A 15,003-nucleotide genomic window follows, 5' to 3' on the forward strand; every position below is an offset into this window, starting at 1 on the left:
CTCTTTTGGTTTTAGGCGCCGCAGGTGCCTTCACCCAGGTCGCCCAGGCTATCGAGCCAAGCTTGCGGGTCCGCGCCCGCCTCGCCCGATGGCAGCGAGCCGTCGAGCTTTGCGACGTTGATGCGGGAATCGAGGTCCATGCGCGACCATTCCGCGTCCTGGTCGATCGCCACCGTATAGAGCGGCTGACGCAGTTGATGGTCCCACGGGCGGAAGGAGAGCTTGGTTCCCTTGAGCGCATCGAAAGCGGAGTCGGGCTTTTCGAGATGATCGATCAGGGCCTCGGCCTCGGTCGAGCCGGTCGCCATCACCGTTTCAAGGATGATCTTGATGGCGTGATAGGACGACCAGGCGGTCGGATCGGCGCCCTCGCCCCATTGCGCGCGGATGAGTTCGTTGAAGGCATGAGCGTCCGGCGCCGGGTTGGTGGTTTCCCAGAGCGCCACGCGCAGGCGCGGGTTGAGCGTGGGCAGGCGATAGCGCGCCGCGGCGATGAAGTCGCGAGTCTGCGTGATCGTGTGCGGGAAGCTCGAGACCGGCACCTTGATGCCCGCCTCTTCCATCTGGAGGATGAAGCTGAACTGGTCGAAGGCCTGCAGCAAGACGATCACGAGATCGGCCTCGGTATCCTTCATGCGGTCCACATCGTCGTAATAGATCGAGAGCGCCGCCGGCACCGCAGTCTCGCCAACCACGGTCGCGCCGACCTTACCGGCTGCCGTTTTCAGCCGCGCCAGCATGGCCTTGCCACGGCGGGTCGTGTCGGTAACGACGTGCCACTTCTTCTGGCCCTGGGCGAGCGCCACCATGGCCATGGCGTCGAGATACATCGCGTCACTGGCTTCGACGTGGAAGACGTAGCGGCTGCAGCCGGCCCCGCGCAGCGCGTCGTCGGTTTCCCCGACATTGAAGAACGGGATCTTGGCCTTGGCCGCGATCTTGGCCAGCTCATGCGCCTGCCCGTCGCCGATGCCGCCGACCAGCGCGCAGATGTCGCCCGTTTCCACCAGCCGTTCTCCGGCACGCACCGCCGCCTCGACGGTCGGCGAGGTCGCGGTCAGGAGCTTGAGCTGCAGGCCATTGGCTTCCGCCACGCCGCCGAGCTGGCTTTCGGCCAGCATCGCGCCCATGCGGCCGCCGTCGCCGATGAAGTCGTTGACCGAGGCCCGCACGAAGGAGGGACCGGTCTTGGACGGAAAGACAGTGCCGATGCGGACTGCCTTGGCTTCGGCGGCATTGATCCGGCCGATGGCGGGCAGCGACAGGGCGGCGGCGCCGGCCGCCAGGAAAGCGCGTCTCGAAAGGGTCACGGCTTCTGCTCCTCGATGCTCAGGGTCGGCCGAGGCAGGAAGAGCGTCGGTACGTGGTATTCGTCCAGGATGGCGTAGATGTCGTCCCAGCGCTTGGCGATGGCGACGTCGAGCTGGTCGCGCAGCGATTCATCGCCGGTGCGGACGGCGATCACGATGGTGCGGTACATCGGGACGAAGGGCATGTCGAATTCGGGAACCGGCACGACCTTGAGCGGCGGGTTCTGCCGCGCCGCATAATAGCCGGCGACCGGGCCCCATGGCACGGCCACGTCGATCTCCTTGCGCGCCACCGATTCAACCAGCGTCGCGAACGGACCTTCCGGGTTGGGGTCGCGCGTCACGTAGCTTTCGACGACATTGCGTGAATGGCCGCGCTTGTTGAGCGCCAGGTGCGGGTTGTCCGTGGCCGTGGTCACGCCGAGCTTGAGATCGCCCAGCACGGCGTCATCGAACGTGGAAATGTCATAGCCCTCGCCGTCGCGATAAACGAAGGCATAGGGGCTGCGGTAATAGGCGATGGTCGGAATGACGCCGTCGCGCCCGTCCGGCACGCCGATCATCATGTCGCAATTGCCCTCGCGAAGCTGCTCGGTGATCATGCTCGGGGAGAGCGTCCACCATTGATAGGTGAGCTTGGCGCCCATCTCGTCGGCGAGAACCTGCGCGATCCGGTTTTCATAGCCCTGGCCCGTGCCGTGCGATTGCGGCATGTAATTGGGGTCGGCGCAGACGCGCATTTCCCAGGCATTGGCGGAAACGGTCGCGAGTCCGGCCAGCACGAGGGCGGTCGCCGAACGTCTGCAAGCGCGCGCAAGAAGGCGCTGCAGGGACAGGATCATCTTACAACTCCAGCTTAAAACAAACCCGGCAGGCCGTGGGGCCAGCCGGGCGTATTGTCGTCGGTTCGATGCAGCGGCTCAATGGCCGCCGCACCAAACTTGAGCCTTACTCGCCGAGGGCGAACACGTAGAGCGTGCTGCCTTCGCGCTGGTAGCGGTTCACTGCGTCAGGAGCCGCATCGGCGGCCACCGGCAGGACACCCGGACGGGCGCTGGCGATGACGGCGATGTACTGCTTGCCGTCGTGCATGTAGGTGACCGGGGAGACCGAGGTGTTGTTACCGGTACGGAACTCCCAGACCACTTCACCGGTCTTGGCGTTGATCGCGCGGAACGCACCCTTGTCGTCGCCACCCACGAACAGGATGTCCGTGGCGGTTGCCATGATCGGGTCCTGGGACGGCTGGACGTAGTCGATGCTCCAGACGGTCTTGCCGGTAACCGGATCGTTGGCCTGAAGCTGGTTCTTCACGTCGGTCTTGTTGCCGTCGCGGTCGACCCAGAACTTCTCGCCGGTCCATTCGAACAGCTTATAGCCTTCGGCCGTCATCGGGTAGACGTACTGGCCTTCGGTCATGCGCATGGAGCGGCAACCGAACTGGACGCTGGTATAGAGCAGGCCAGTGGAGGGCGAGTAGGCGTCGTTTTCCCAGTTACGGGCAGCGATGGTCGGGCAGATGACTGCTTCCGTGCCCGAGGGCGCGTCGCCGGCGTCTTCGCCATAAAGCTCGGCTTCCTCGGCGGCGATCGCCTTGTCCTTCTCGGTCAGAGCGCCAGCCTGCGTGTACTTCAGCCGGTCTTCGGCGTTGGTGAACAGCATGGTGTCGATGTTGTACATCGGGCTGCCGGTGGCCTTGTCGATGCCCTTGATGATGTTCTGGTGAACAAACGGCCAGGGATCGTTGAGGAGTTCGCCGGTGGTACGGTCGAGGACGTAGAAGTAGCCGTTACGGGCAGCGCGGACGAGCGCCTTGTGCTTCACGCCATTGATCTCGAGATCGACGAGCGGGTTGATGTTGGGCTCGTCAAGGTCCCACTGGTCCTGCGGCGTCACGTTGTAGGCCCAGATGAGCTCACCGGTGGTGGCATCGCGAGCCAGGATCGAGGCGCAGTAGTTCGAGCGGTAGCTCTGCAGAACGCCATTTGCGTCCAGGTCGAGCTCACCCCACGGACGACGATAGTCCGGGTTCCACGGACCGCAGTTACCGGTCGAGTGGTAGAACATGTTCAGTTCGGGATCGTAGGTGAAGTAGCCCCAGTTGGTGCCGCCACCGTGCTTCCAGGAATCTTCGAACCAGGAGGCTTCCGCCGGGTTCTCGATCTGGTCGAACTTGTAGAAGGGCTTGAAGCGCGGGCCGATGCCCACGTCCTTGTTCGGGCCCATGCTGTAGTAGCGCCACTTTTCTTCACCGGTATTGATGTCGAAAGCGACCACGTAGCCACGGGCGCCGTATTCACCACCAGCCATGCCGGCGATGTAGAGATCCTTGATCACGATGCCGTTGCCGACCATCGTCTCGGCGGCCTTGATGTCGGTCGCCTGCTTTTCCCAAAGCAGAGCGCCGGTCTCGGCGTCGAGCGAGTAGACCTTGCCACCCAGCGACTGGAAGAACAGCTTGCCTTCGGCGTAGTTGATGCCGCGCGTCTGTGCACCGCAGCACGCCAGCGGCGTGACTTCGGACAGGTTCGACGAATCAGCGCGGAATTCCCACTTGATGGCGCCCGCGTCGCTCAGGTCCAGCGCGTAGATGCGGTTGGGCTTGGGCGTAGCGATGTACATCGTATCGCCGACGACGAGCGGCGGGGCCTGGGCTTCGTCCGCAACGCCGATCTGGAACGTCCAGTCGACCCTCAGCTTGTTGACGTTGTCGAGGGTGATCTGGTCGAGCTGGCTGAAGTTCCAGCCATTGTAGGTGATGCTGGGCATCACGTTGTTGGCCGGATCCGCCTGAAGCTTCAGCACGTCCTCGTTGGCCAGGGCACCGGAACAGACGCCCGCCACCACGGCTGCCGAAAAGGCGATGTTTTTCAAAGCCTTGATAATAATTTTAACTCCTCCATTTCAGAGCCTAAACCACTATACGAGCACGCCATAGACGAATGTCTCGGCCCCCATTCTGGTTCTAAGCCTATCATCTCCTAGAGGGAATTACATAAAGACAAACTATGTGTCTTATAAGAATATCCTTCCCCCTTGACGCAACCACCGGGCGCCTGCTGTTTATAGTCGCAGCGTGCTGCTGTTTTGTCGAGGCGCAAAATGCCGGTTGGTGCGTGGTGAGCTTGAAAAGATTGTCGAATCAGCTATTCCAGCAAAACCCACAACAATTGCATTTTACATGCTTGTATTTCGGTAGCACCAAAACAGTGCTTGATTGATCGGCCGCAACGCAGTTGAGCCGTATGCTACTAAGGGAGGATATCCGTTGACGAGTTTCGTGAAGAGCTGGGCTGCTGCGCTCGCCTTGACGGTCATGACGTCGGGGGCCGCATTTGCACAGCCCGCCAATGACGAAGCGACCAAAGAGGCCTACATCAAGCAGGGTGAAGTCGTTTTCAATGACTATTGCAGTGCTTGCCATGGTGCCAATGGCGAGGGCGGCAGTGGTCCGGCCCTGGCCAAGAACGGCTTCGTGAATGGCCGCGCCGCAGTGATCAACCAGGTCCTGTTCGGCGCCACCGACCACGGCATGCCGCCGTTCGCTCCGGTGCTGACCGACGAGCAGGTTGCTCAGGTTGCGACCTATATCCGCAATTCCTGGGGCAACAAGGCCGGCATCGTCCTGCCGCGTTCGGTCGAGCTGCGCCGTACGGAAACCTCCAACTAAGCTGATTTAAGCGCTATCCCCGATAGCGCTTTTTCCGGCTCGCAGGGCCCGCGCCTTCACCGGCGCGGAGCCCTCCATTGCCTCGCAGCTGCGAGATCGGGCTCGCATCCCGCAGCCACTTTCTCACCGGCCAAAACCGGTTTCGGCTGGCGCGGATGGCAGTTTTCATTAACCAGACCCGAAGATTAACCGGCGCCGCGACGTGGCTGCTGGCGCGTATCTGTCTGGCCCTGTGCATCGCCTTCGGCCTTCTCGCCGGCCCTGCCCTGGCGCAGGCTGCGGCAACCGCCAAGCCGCCGCCGATGGTCGACAAGCGCATTATCCTGCTCATCGATTCCTCGCGGAGCATGACCGATGAGCATTATAGCTGGCAGCTCAATGGCTTCGCCGACGCCTTTCTCTCCGACGAATCGATAGAAGCCATCGCCGAGGGCAAGAATTCCTCGATCGCCATGGCTCTCGTGCAGTTCAGCTCGCGCGTCTCGGTTTCGCTCGACTGGACGATCATCGATCCCTCCAATATCGAGGCCTTTGCCGCAAAGCTGCGCACCGTTCCGCGCTTCCGGCCGGATTCCACCAGTATCGGGCTCGGGCTGAGCAAGGCCGGCCAGATGATCGAAAAGACCAAGATCCAGGCCGTCCAGACGATCATCATCGTCAGCGGTGACGGGCCCAACAATGTGGGCTTTCCGCCCTATCCGATCAGCGAAGAAATCTCGAGCTGGCTCAAGACGACCATTGTCGGCATCGCGCTGGAATCGGCGGACGAATACGAGCTCGAAACCTATTACCGAAAATTCGTGGCGCGCGGCCCCGGCAATTTCGTGGTCTGGGCGCGCAGTGAAGAAGACCTCAAGAACGCGCTGGTGCGCGTGCTCACCCTCAACAGCAACTAGATGCAGCCGCAGTCAGAACAGGACACCTGGTGAAATACCGCACAATCGCCAAGCTGATCGCCTTCAATATCGTCCCGCTGGTCGCGCTGTTCTTCGCCTGGGTCTTCGGCCTCGTCCAGAAATCCTACGCGGCCGATTCGACCAATATCGTCTATCTCATCACCGCGATCTTCATCGTGGCCATGGGGCTGGTCTTCTACCGCGCCAGGCAGATCGACGATGAACTGCACGAAAGCACCTGGTGGGTCGGGCAGACGTCCGAATTCGTGCAGTTGACCTTCGAGAACCGCCTCAACCCGATCGTCTATATGGGGTACTCGCTGGTGGTGCTGGGCCTCATCGGCACGGTGGTGGGCTTCATCTTCGGGCTCAACGGCATCGACCCCAACACCATGGCCGACCTGCCCACCATGCTGGCGAGCCTTGGCACGATCCTTCAGGGCGTGGGCATCGCGTTCTACACCACGCTCATCGGCAGCATCGGCGACATCTGGCTGGGCTTTAACATCCTCATCCTCACCGGCGCGATGAACCAGTTGCAATTGCGGACCCTCAAGAGGCCCGTCGCCGCATGAGGCCCAGCGTTTCCTCGGCGAATGTCGTTTTCCGCGACATCGTCTTCAACTGCCTGCTGGTCTTCCTGCTGATCACCGCGATCCTCATCGCGCACGTGCATCCCAAGCCCGAGGAAGAGACCGGGGCCATCGACCAGCCGGGGCAGATGTATGTCGAGCTCGTCTGGCCGAGTACGAACAATGTCGACGTGGACCTGATGATCAAGGACCCGAACGACGAAGTCATCTTCTTCCGCAATTCGGCCACCCGCGCCTTCAACCTCGTGCGCGACGATCGCGGTCTTCTCAACGACACGACCGGGATCAATTTCGAGCACGCCTTCAGCCGCGCCGTTCCCGACGGCTGGTATGTGGTCAACGCCTATGTCTATGCCCTCAATGACGGACAATTGCCGGTCGAGGTGAACCTCATCGTCAACATGAAGGACTTCAAGACCGTCAACGGGCCTTCCGAGCAGGCCTTGTCCCAAAAGGTCGTGCTCGATGCCGTGCAGGTGGAAAAGACCCTGGCGCGGTTCCTCGTGGTCGAGGGCAAGGTGGATCCCACCTCGATCTCCAATTACCAGGAGAACATCATGCCCAAGCTCGAATTCACCGTGCGGGGAGGCCGCTGATGGTTGCCTGGGTCAGTGCCATCCTCATCGGCTTCACCGCGCTCACCGCGCTCGCCATCGTCTTTGCGGCACGCAACATCCGCGGCGCCATCGCCCTCTCGCTCTGCTGGATCGCGGTGGTTGTCGCCGTGGCCTATGGCTCGGGCATGCTCACCGGCTATCCCCGGCACGCCACCTCGATGAACGCCCTCGCCTATCCTTTCGAGACCGCGCAGGTCGAAATCATCTCCTTCGAGACCGTGCCCGATGTCGCGATCTACATCTGGGCCCGCAACAGCAACAATATCCCCATGAACCTTGCGCTCGACTGGAGCGAATCCATGGCCGCTGGCCTTTACAAAGCCAAGGAAGCAAGCCGGCAGACCGGGGGCAAACTCATGCTCGACCTCAACGCCCAGCCCGAGCGCGGCGATGGCGTAGTCCAGCGCGAGCACAATGAAGGCCCCGACGGTGGCGCGGGTGGCGCAGGCGGCGGCGGCACCGGCACCAGCAGCTACGGCACCTCCTCGGGCGCCTCGGTCTATGTCGGCCAGAACGATTTCCCGCTCAAGGACTAGGGCAAGCTCTAGGCTCTAGGCTCTAGGCTCTAGGCTCTAGGCTCTAGAGCTCTGAGCTCTTCCCCGTCCCCACCACTGCACTTCCCCGGCCGAAGAGCCGGGGCCCACGGCTCCCTCCGCAGGGCCCCCTACCGCCGCTTGTCCAGCATGGTCTTGACCGACGCGGCGGCCCCGACCGCCAGCACGGGCGCGAGCCCGAAGGTCACCGCGAAGTCCGCCCAGAGCGGCAATTGCTGGAAATCCAGCAGCACATAGCGCAGCAGATCGAGCTGGTAGCTGACCGGGTTCATATAGACCAGCACCTGGATGAATACGGGGAGCTGCACCACCCAGCCCCCGCCGATCGCGAATATCCCCAGCTGCCTCAGTTCATCGCGCAGATGCGCCGGTATATCGAGGAAGCCGACGCCCCCGATCACCCCGCGCAGCGGGAAGATCGAGCCGGAGAGGAAATAGAGCGGCTGGATGATGCCGTTGGAAATGGCGCCGAACCCCTCGAACGTCTTGAGGCGCGAAGCAACGATAATGCCGAAGGCGGTGATCGCCACGCCCATCACGAACATGATGGCCAGCGCCCCGACGATCGTCTGCGGCGAGACGCGCACGCCCAGAACCGGAATGAAGAGCAGCGGGATCGCGCCCTGGATCGTAGCGATGGTCGCCCCGCCGAAGAGCTTGCCCAGCGTCACCGACAGCATCGGCGCCGGCGAGACGATCACCGAGCGCAGCAGCCCCACCTCGCGATCCCAGACCAGCGAGATCGCGCATTGGAGCGAGCTGAACAGCACGTTGAGCGTAATCACGCCCGGCAGGATGTATTGGGCATAGCTATAGCCCTCGATCTCGCGCAGGGCCGCGCCGAGCCCGAAGCCCAGAATCACCAGCCAGAGAATGGTGCGCGAGATCGCGCCGAAGATCTGCGAGCGGTCCCGCCCGTAGCGCAGCATCTCGCGTTTCCACATGATGCCGACGACACCCGGGTTCAATCCAAGTGCGTTCACTGGGTGAATTCCCCACCTTGCTTGGCAAAGCTGAGCAGCCGATCGCGCCCGGAGGCGCTGTCGTCGAAAAGCTGCTTGCCGGTGATGGCGATAAAGACGTCTTCGAGCGAGGAGGCCTCTGGCGTCGCGGCGATCAGCTCGGCCGGTGCGCCGATGGCCACCAGCTTGCCGCGATCGATGATGCCGACGCGGTCGCAGGCTTCCGCCTCGCTCAGGTTGTGCGTGGTCATGAGCACGGTCATGCCCTGCGCCCGCAGGCTCCCGATACGCTCCCAGAGGTGCCGCCGCCCCTGCGGGTCGAGCCCGATCGTGGGTTCGTCGAGCAGCAGCACCGACGGCTTGTGCATCAGCGCCCGCGCCAGCTCCAGCCGCCGCTTCATGCCGCCCGAGAACGAGCGCACGGGCTTGGAGCCGGCCTGCTCCAGCTGCGCCCATTCGAGCGCGCTGCGCACCGCCTCGCGGCGCCCCGCCTTGGGCAGCGCATAGAGCACGGCGTGGATTTCGAGATTTTCGGCCGCCGTCAGGCGATCGTCGAGGGCCGGGTCCTGGAACACGACGCCCAGCGCCCGCCGCACCGCCTCGGTTTGGGTGACGACATCATGGCCCATGACGCTGATCTGCCCGCCGCGCGGACGGGTCACCGTCATGAGCATATTGAGCAAAGTCGTCTTGCCCGCGCCATTGGGTCCGAGAATGGCGAAGAATTCGCCATTCTCGACGTTCAATGACAGGTCATCGACTGCAACGTGGTCGCCATAGTTGTAGCGCACGCTTTGGACTGCGATTGCCGCAACCAAGTTACCATCCTCGGACTAACCACCGAACACGGTCTTGAGTTCGGTGAATGCTTCGGCCAATTCACCACAGGCCTCGACGGCAGACAACGCCACATCGTCGTCATCCCCATCGTCGTTGCTGGCTTCGGTCGTCGCAGCCTCTTCGCCGTCGTCATCATCATCGTCGTCAGCGGCGATCATGGCGCCGAAGAGACCGGAGGCGCGCTCCTGCACTTCGGGCGAGAAGAGACCCGCTACCTGCTCGACATGGGCCGAATAGAGGTCGAAGACGGCGTAGATCGTCTCGGCGGCAACCTCGTCTTCCTTGGGATAGACCGCGCAGGCCGAAGCCGTCAGTTCACCCAGATGCCCGACAAGCCGCGCCAGGTCGCGACCGGGATAGAGATCGGCGTTCACCACCGTCTCGACGATACCGCCCAGGCGCTGGGACGGGCTTTCGGCTTCTTCCGGATTGAGGCCGGCAACGGAAGCGGGCGGCTGCGCCTGCGGGTAGAGCGTATCGAGGAGGTCGAGCATCTCCTGCCCGTCGGCGACGTGCTCGGGGTCGGCCGAAACCTTGACCTCGTTCCAGAGCGCCTTGACACGCTGCAGCGCGGCCCAGCCATTGGGATATTCCCAGGGCTCGTTGTTCTCGACGGCTTCCTCGTAGCCCTCCGCCACGCCTTCCTCGGCCAGCAGCAGGTTGAGGATGATGCCGCCCTTGAAGGCCGGGTTGGCGCGCAGGTCCGCGTCGATCACCACGCCATAAGCCTGCTCGAGCAGTTCGCGCGCCTCGGCGACGGCCTCGGTCGGGTCCTCGCCTTCCTCGACAGCCTCGGAAACCTCGTGCAGCGCAGCGGACAGCGACTTGGCCAGCTCGGGATTGCGCTCCTCGAGCGTCCCCTCGAAGCGGGCGAAAGCCGGGCCGGTCACGCCTTCGATGGTCTCGATCAGCTCGTCGTCATAAGGCGCCTTGAAGGCTGCCGCGAGATCGAGCCGCAGGCCGATGGATTCGAGCCCATAGGCACGGCTGAGATCGACCGTGTGTTCGTAGAACGGGCTATTGGCATATTGCTGCGCCACGGCCACGCCGGGCAGGCTCACGGTGCCGAGCAGCAGCGCGGCGAGAAGATTGATCGGTCGGGTCATTTGGACGGCACCACCCCTACTTCGGCCGAGTGTGCGCCGCGGCCGGCTGGAACATTGGCAATCACCTTGAGGGTGTCGGTATCGATGATCGAGACGCTGTCGGAGAGGCCATTGGCCGTGAAGACGCGCTTGCCGTCGGGCGTGATCGAGATACCCCAGGGGCGCCGGCCCATCTGCTCCTTGATGGTCTGGACGACCGCATTGGTCTCGGTGTCGATGACGTAGACCGCGCTGGTGCCGCCGCCGGCGACGTAGAGCCGCTTGCCATCGGGCGCCACAGCCAGTTCCACCGGGCGGGAATCGAGGCCCAGGTTGATGGATTCGATGACGGCCTGCTTTTCGGTATCGATCACCGAAATGGTGCCGCCGATCTCGGCTGACACATAGGCGCGCTTGCCGTCGAGCGAGAACTCGACCACGCGCGGACGGTTGCCGACGAGGAGGTGCTTGACCACCTTGTTGTTAGCCACGTCGATGATGCTCACCGTATGAGTGGCTTCGGCAGTGATGTAGACCCACTTGCCGTCCGGGCTCACGGCGACGCCTTCGGCCTCGATGCCCACCTTGTGCAGTGCAAACTGCTTGCCGGTCGCGACGTCATAGCCGGCGCCCGAAGCGATGGCTTCGAGCGAGGCCCAGATCTGCTTGCCGTCCGGCGAAACGGCGAGGCGCTCCGGATTGCCGCCCGCGCGGAATTCGCTCAGCTTCTCGTTGGTCTCGACGTCGATGGCGAGGATCTTGTCTTCCGGCGTCTCGCGCTGCGGATAGAAGTCGCTCACCGCCACATAGATGATCTTGCCGTCGGGGGAGACGGCCATCCCGCGCGGGCGCACTTCGCCCGGGCGATCGGAAATGGTGATGGTCTTGATGGGCTCGCCGGTCGCCGAGTCGATCACCGAAATATCGGCGCCGAATTCGTTGGCGACATAGACGCGGTAGGTCTCCTCCGCGAAGGCCGGCAGGCTCAGCAGCAGCGTCGCCGTGCTGATCGCCGCCAAAGTTTTCACGCGCCCTGGTTGCGCTAACAACCTCATTCGAGTTCTCCCCTGGTGTTGTTTTTGGCCAGCCCTAGAAGCGGCACTGGCTTTGCGAGGCCAGGTCACCCATCTGGTCGAGGCGTTCGACCGGATCGGTACCGGGCATGTAAATGGCAGGCAGTTCGCCGACGAGCAGGCCCATCTGCTTGGCGTCGGTCGCCGTCTCGTCGATCTGGCTGAGATAGAGCGGCTGGCGCAGCTGGTGGTCCCAGGGCCGGAACGAGGTGCCGATCCCCTTCCAGACGTCGAAGACCGAGGTCGGCGCGCTGAGATAATTGAGTACGGCATCGGGCTCGGTCGAGCCGCCGAACATGGCAGCCTCGAAGAACACCTTTACGCCCTGATAGGTCGCCCAGGCGGCAGCCTCCATCGGCTCGCCCCAGCGATCCATGTAGCGGGCGTTGAGTTCGCGCGCGCCATAGGCATCGAGCGTCGGCTCCCAGGCGGTTGCGCGCATGCCGCTGCCGAGCTTGGGCGCAGCCTCACGGGAAAGCGCAAAGAAGGAGCGCGTCTGCGTCTCGGGATAGGGGAAGCCGGTCACCATCAGCTTGATGCCTGCCGCCTCCATGGCCTTGAGCGCCGTGAGCTGGTCTTCGGCCGACGTCAGCAGTACGACGACATCGGCGCCCGACCCGGAAATATTGCCGAGCACGTCCTCGCCGATCGCGCCGCCCGCCGGTACTGCCGCATGCCCGACTTCACGGGCCCCGAAATGGCGATCGTTGAGTGCGCGACCCAGCCGCGCATATTGCCCTGCGCCCTCTTCCGTATCCGCCTCGACGATAAACCAGTTGCGGAACCCGGCTCGTACGAACCAGCCGGCCAGCGAATCCAGATACATCGCCGCGCTCGGCGCGACATGGAAGCTCGTGGGCTTGCACAATTCGTTGCGCAGCCGGTCATCGGCCGCGAAGAGATTGACGAAGGGCACGCCTTTGGCCGCGCTCCAGTCGCTGAGGAGCCGGCCTTCTTCGGCATCGAACGCTCCAGCGATGGCAAAGGCCTTGCCGTCCGCAACGAGACTGTCCGCGGCGGCCACGACGTCGGCGCCATTGGCTTGGGCAGTCACGACCGCGAAGTCCATCTCGAACATGCTCGCATTGAGCTGGAATTCTTCCTCGGCCATCGCCGCGCCCTGCTGGGCCGCCTTGGCGACGGACGCCTCGAGGCTCTGCGGATCGGTGGCAGCCGGCAGGATCACGCCGATATGAACCTGCTTGGCCGGCTCGGCCTGGGCCAGGACCGGCTGGGCGAACACGCCGCAGATGATCAGTGCTGTGGGAGAAAGGAGAGAGCGCAACATCTAGAAAGAGAGACGTGCGTCTTGGCGCGCAGTGATGATCAATTTGTATCCCGCCGGCAATAGTCGACGCAATTAATGCAAATCAGGCTCAAAAACACGTCTCCATGTGTCGGGCTGTCGAGTTGCCCGTGCTGCGCAGTGATACCGAACAGAACCGCCGTTCGCCATGCGACTATGTAAGGCCACCCAAGCAAAAGCAACCGACGCCCCTGCGCCGCGCAATATTCTGATGGCCCTTCGCGCAGCTTAACCTGCCCCAAGATCGGCGCGACGTTATTGGACATCTCCGGGGCCTGAAAGTAGCGCAATGCCGATATTGGTCATTGCCATTTGGGGTGTGAATTACTGGCCGATCATGTGGCGGGCCCGTTTGGCGACCTGCCCCGCCCCTGCGCGAATCGCTCGGCAGCCATGCTTGAGCTTCATTGACGGCAGTTCGAGCACTTATTATATGCACGCATATTATAAGCGGACACATGGAAATGCAGCCGAAGAATCCCAAGGAAGCGACGATCGGATATCTCGTTCACGAGGTAGCCCGGCTGTTTCGTCGTCGTTTCGAGACTTTCGCCAGCGAGCACGGCGTCACCCTGACGCAATGGCGCGCGCTTGCGCAGATTCATCGGCAGCCGAGCATTTCGCAGGTGGCGCTTGCCGGCGCGATCGACAGCGACCCGATGACGATGAGCGGCGTGCTCGAGCGGCTCGAACGCCGCGGGCTCGTCGAGCGTTATCCTGATCCCGACGACAGCCGCGCCAAGCTGGCCCGCTTGACTGCCGAAGGCGAGGAACTGGTGCGCGTGGCCTCCGATGTGGGCCAGGAACTCCACGCTCTCGCCATCACGGGCCTGAGCGAGGAGGAGAGGTCCTGCCTCACCAGGGGCCTGACCCATATTCGTGACAATCTTCAGAATACGACCGCTGAGTAGAAGGAAGCCGTCTAAATGAATGCTCGTGTAACCGAACCCAAGCAGGGGGAAGCGGTCGCAGTGGACGCACCCAAGGTCGCAGAGGCCAAGCCGGCCCCCGAACCTGCTCCCGCCGCGCCGCAGCCCAAGAAGCGCAATCCGCGTCGTATCGTGCTCATGGCCGTCGTGCCGGTGATCCTCGTCGCCGGCGGCGCCTGGTTCTACCTCAATGGCGGACGCTATGAGGAAACCGACAACGCCTATGTGCAGCAGGCCAAGGTCGCCATCTCGGCCGACATTGCCGGTCGCATCACGGCCGTGAACGTCATCGAGAACCAGACCGTCAAGGCCGGCGACGCGCTCTTCACGATCGATCCCGAATCCTACCAGATCGCCCTCGACCAGGCGACGGCGGCCCTTGCTTCGGCGCGGGTCAATGTCGAGCAGCTGCGCGTTGCCTATGGCACGGCGCAGGCTGCGCTCAAGGCGGCGCAGACGACGCTCGATATCCAGCAGGTTTCCTATGACCGCCAGTCGGCGCTCGTCGACCAGGGCGTCAATTCCAGCGCCGCGCTCGACCAGCCCAAGCTCTCGCTCCAGCAGGCGCAGACGGCCGTGGTGACCGCCGAGCAGCAGGTTGCCGCCGCTGCGGCCGCTCTCGCTGGCGATCCCAATATCGCGACCGACAAGCACCCGGCCGTGCTCGCCGCCCTGGCCCAGGTCGAGGCTGCCCAGCGCAACCTCAACAAGACCAAGGTCGTGGCTCCTGCCGATGGCATCGTCGCCAACGTCTCGAGCCTCAATCCCGGCCAGTTCGTCGCCGCCGGCACGACCATTGCCTCGCTCGTCGAGACCAACGGCCTCTGGATCGAAGCCAATTTCAAGGAAACCCAGCTCACCGGCATTCGCGTCGGCCAGCCGGCCGAGATCAAGGTCGATGCCTATCCGGGCGTGGTCTTCGAAGGCAAGGTCGAGAGCATCGGCGCCGCGACCGGCTCCGAATTCTCCCTGATCCCGGCCCAGAACGCGACCGGCAACTGGGTCAAGGTCGTCCAGCGCATTCCGATCCGCATCGCACTCGGCCCGGAGACGTCGGCCGAAGCCCTGCGCACCGGCATGAGCACGGTGGTGAGCGTCGATACCGGCGCCTCGACCCTCGACAAGATGCTCGGCAAGTAAACCGTTCGGCGCGGTCCCAAGGACCGCG

General features: G+C 63.3%; 15 protein-coding genes. 7 read left to right on the forward strand and 8 right to left on the reverse strand.

Annotated elements, in window-relative coordinates:
- Nucleotides 1–11 precede the first annotated feature (11 nt).
- From JNE37_RS05955 to JNE37_RS05965, 3 genes are all read right to left on the reverse strand, one after another.
- Entirely contained in the window at nucleotides 12–1,310 is a 1,299-nt protein-coding gene (locus JNE37_RS05955) for an ABC transporter substrate-binding protein (protein ID WP_203065646.1), read from the reverse strand.
- The gene (locus tag JNE37_RS05960; RefSeq protein ID WP_035036491.1) at nucleotides 1,307–2,152 is read right to left on the reverse strand and encodes a quinoprotein dehydrogenase-associated putative ABC transporter substrate-binding protein; all 846 of its coding nucleotides are present in this window, start codon (nucleotides 2,150–2,152) and stop codon (nucleotides 1,307–1,309) included. Before JNE37_RS05960 ends, JNE37_RS05955 begins: the two co-directional genes overlap by 4 nt.
- Before the next feature lie 106 nt (nucleotides 2,153–2,258).
- Nucleotides 2,259–4,184 carry an outer membrane protein assembly factor BamB family protein gene (locus tag JNE37_RS05965; protein ID WP_203065647.1) on the reverse strand — a complete coding sequence of 642 codons (1,926 nt, stop codon included), beginning with the start codon at nucleotides 4,182–4,184 and terminating at the stop codon, nucleotides 2,259–2,261.
- Between the two features lie 394 nt (nucleotides 4,185–4,578).
- Here JNE37_RS05965 and JNE37_RS05970 point away from each other — a divergent pair, with 394 nt between their 5' ends.
- The 5 genes from JNE37_RS05970 (at nucleotide 4,579) to JNE37_RS05990 (ending at nucleotide 7,622) form a co-directional block, all read left to right on the forward strand.
- A complete protein-coding gene (locus JNE37_RS05970) occupies nucleotides 4,579–4,980 on the forward strand; it encodes a c-type cytochrome (RefSeq protein ID WP_052015746.1) in 402 nt (133 codons plus the stop codon).
- A gap of 155 nt (nucleotides 4,981–5,135) precedes the next feature.
- A complete protein-coding gene (locus JNE37_RS05975; RefSeq protein ID WP_203065648.1) occupies nucleotides 5,136–5,876 on the forward strand; it encodes a DUF1194 domain-containing protein in 741 nt (246 codons plus the stop codon).
- A gap of 29 nt (nucleotides 5,877–5,905) precedes the next feature.
- Complete coding sequence (locus tag JNE37_RS05980) at nucleotides 5,906–6,451, forward strand: MotA/TolQ/ExbB proton channel family protein (protein WP_035036498.1); 546 nt, start codon at nucleotides 5,906–5,908, stop codon at nucleotides 6,449–6,451.
- Complete coding sequence (locus JNE37_RS05985; RefSeq protein ID WP_203065649.1) at nucleotides 6,448–7,065, forward strand: hypothetical protein; 618 nt, start codon at nucleotides 6,448–6,450, stop codon at nucleotides 7,063–7,065. The genes JNE37_RS05980 and JNE37_RS05985 overlap by 4 nt, the downstream gene beginning before the upstream one ends.
- The gene (locus JNE37_RS05990) at nucleotides 7,065–7,622 is read left to right on the forward strand and encodes a hypothetical protein (RefSeq protein ID WP_035036502.1); all 558 of its coding nucleotides are present in this window, start codon (nucleotides 7,065–7,067) and stop codon (nucleotides 7,620–7,622) included. The genes JNE37_RS05985 and JNE37_RS05990 overlap by 1 nt, the downstream gene beginning before the upstream one ends.
- Nucleotides 7,623–7,750: 128 nt before the next feature.
- Here the strand turns inward: JNE37_RS05990 and JNE37_RS05995 are convergent, their stop codons facing one another.
- Genes JNE37_RS05995 through JNE37_RS06015 form a run of 5 tightly spaced genes read right to left on the reverse strand, consistent with a single transcriptional unit; the run spans nucleotide 7,751 to nucleotide 12,888 of the window.
- Nucleotides 7,751–8,623, reverse strand: coding sequence for an ABC transporter permease (locus JNE37_RS05995; RefSeq protein ID WP_197030270.1), 873 nt, complete (start codon nucleotides 8,621–8,623; stop codon nucleotides 7,751–7,753).
- Nucleotides 8,620–9,420, reverse strand: a complete 801-nt coding sequence (locus JNE37_RS06000; protein WP_202050246.1) for an ABC transporter ATP-binding protein — start codon at nucleotides 9,418–9,420, stop codon at nucleotides 8,620–8,622. Before JNE37_RS06000 ends, JNE37_RS05995 begins: the two co-directional genes overlap by 4 nt.
- Nucleotides 9,421–9,435: 15 nt before the next feature.
- Nucleotides 9,436–10,548: a hypothetical protein gene (locus JNE37_RS06005; RefSeq protein ID WP_203065650.1), complete on the reverse strand. Its 1,113-nt coding sequence runs from the start codon at nucleotides 10,546–10,548 to the stop codon at nucleotides 9,436–9,438.
- A complete protein-coding gene (locus tag JNE37_RS06010) occupies nucleotides 10,545–11,582 on the reverse strand; it encodes a beta-propeller fold lactonase family protein (RefSeq protein ID WP_081840731.1) in 1,038 nt (345 codons plus the stop codon). The genes JNE37_RS06005 and JNE37_RS06010 overlap by 4 nt, the downstream gene beginning before the upstream one ends.
- Nucleotides 11,583–11,616: 34 nt before the next feature.
- On the reverse strand, nucleotides 11,617–12,888 hold the full coding sequence (locus JNE37_RS06015) for an ABC transporter substrate-binding protein (protein ID WP_203065651.1): 1,272 nt from the start codon (nucleotides 12,886–12,888) through the stop codon (nucleotides 11,617–11,619).
- 482 nt (nucleotides 12,889–13,370) lie between these two features.
- On the opposite strand from JNE37_RS06015, the gene JNE37_RS06020 reads away from it, so the two are divergent.
- Nucleotides 13,371–13,817 (forward strand): MarR family winged helix-turn-helix transcriptional regulator, encoded by a 447-nt coding sequence (locus JNE37_RS06020; RefSeq protein ID WP_203065652.1) that lies wholly within the window; start codon nucleotides 13,371–13,373, stop codon nucleotides 13,815–13,817.
- A gap of 15 nt (nucleotides 13,818–13,832) precedes the next feature.
- On the forward strand, nucleotides 13,833–14,975 hold the full coding sequence (locus tag JNE37_RS06025; protein WP_035036513.1) for an HlyD family secretion protein: 1,143 nt from the start codon (nucleotides 13,833–13,835) through the stop codon (nucleotides 14,973–14,975).
- The last annotated feature ends 28 nt before the right edge of the window (nucleotides 14,976–15,003 follow it).

This window comes from Paradevosia shaoguanensis (genome assembly GCF_016801025.1).
GTDB classification, from domain to species: domain Bacteria; phylum Pseudomonadota; class Alphaproteobacteria; order Rhizobiales; family Devosiaceae; genus Paradevosia; species Paradevosia shaoguanensis.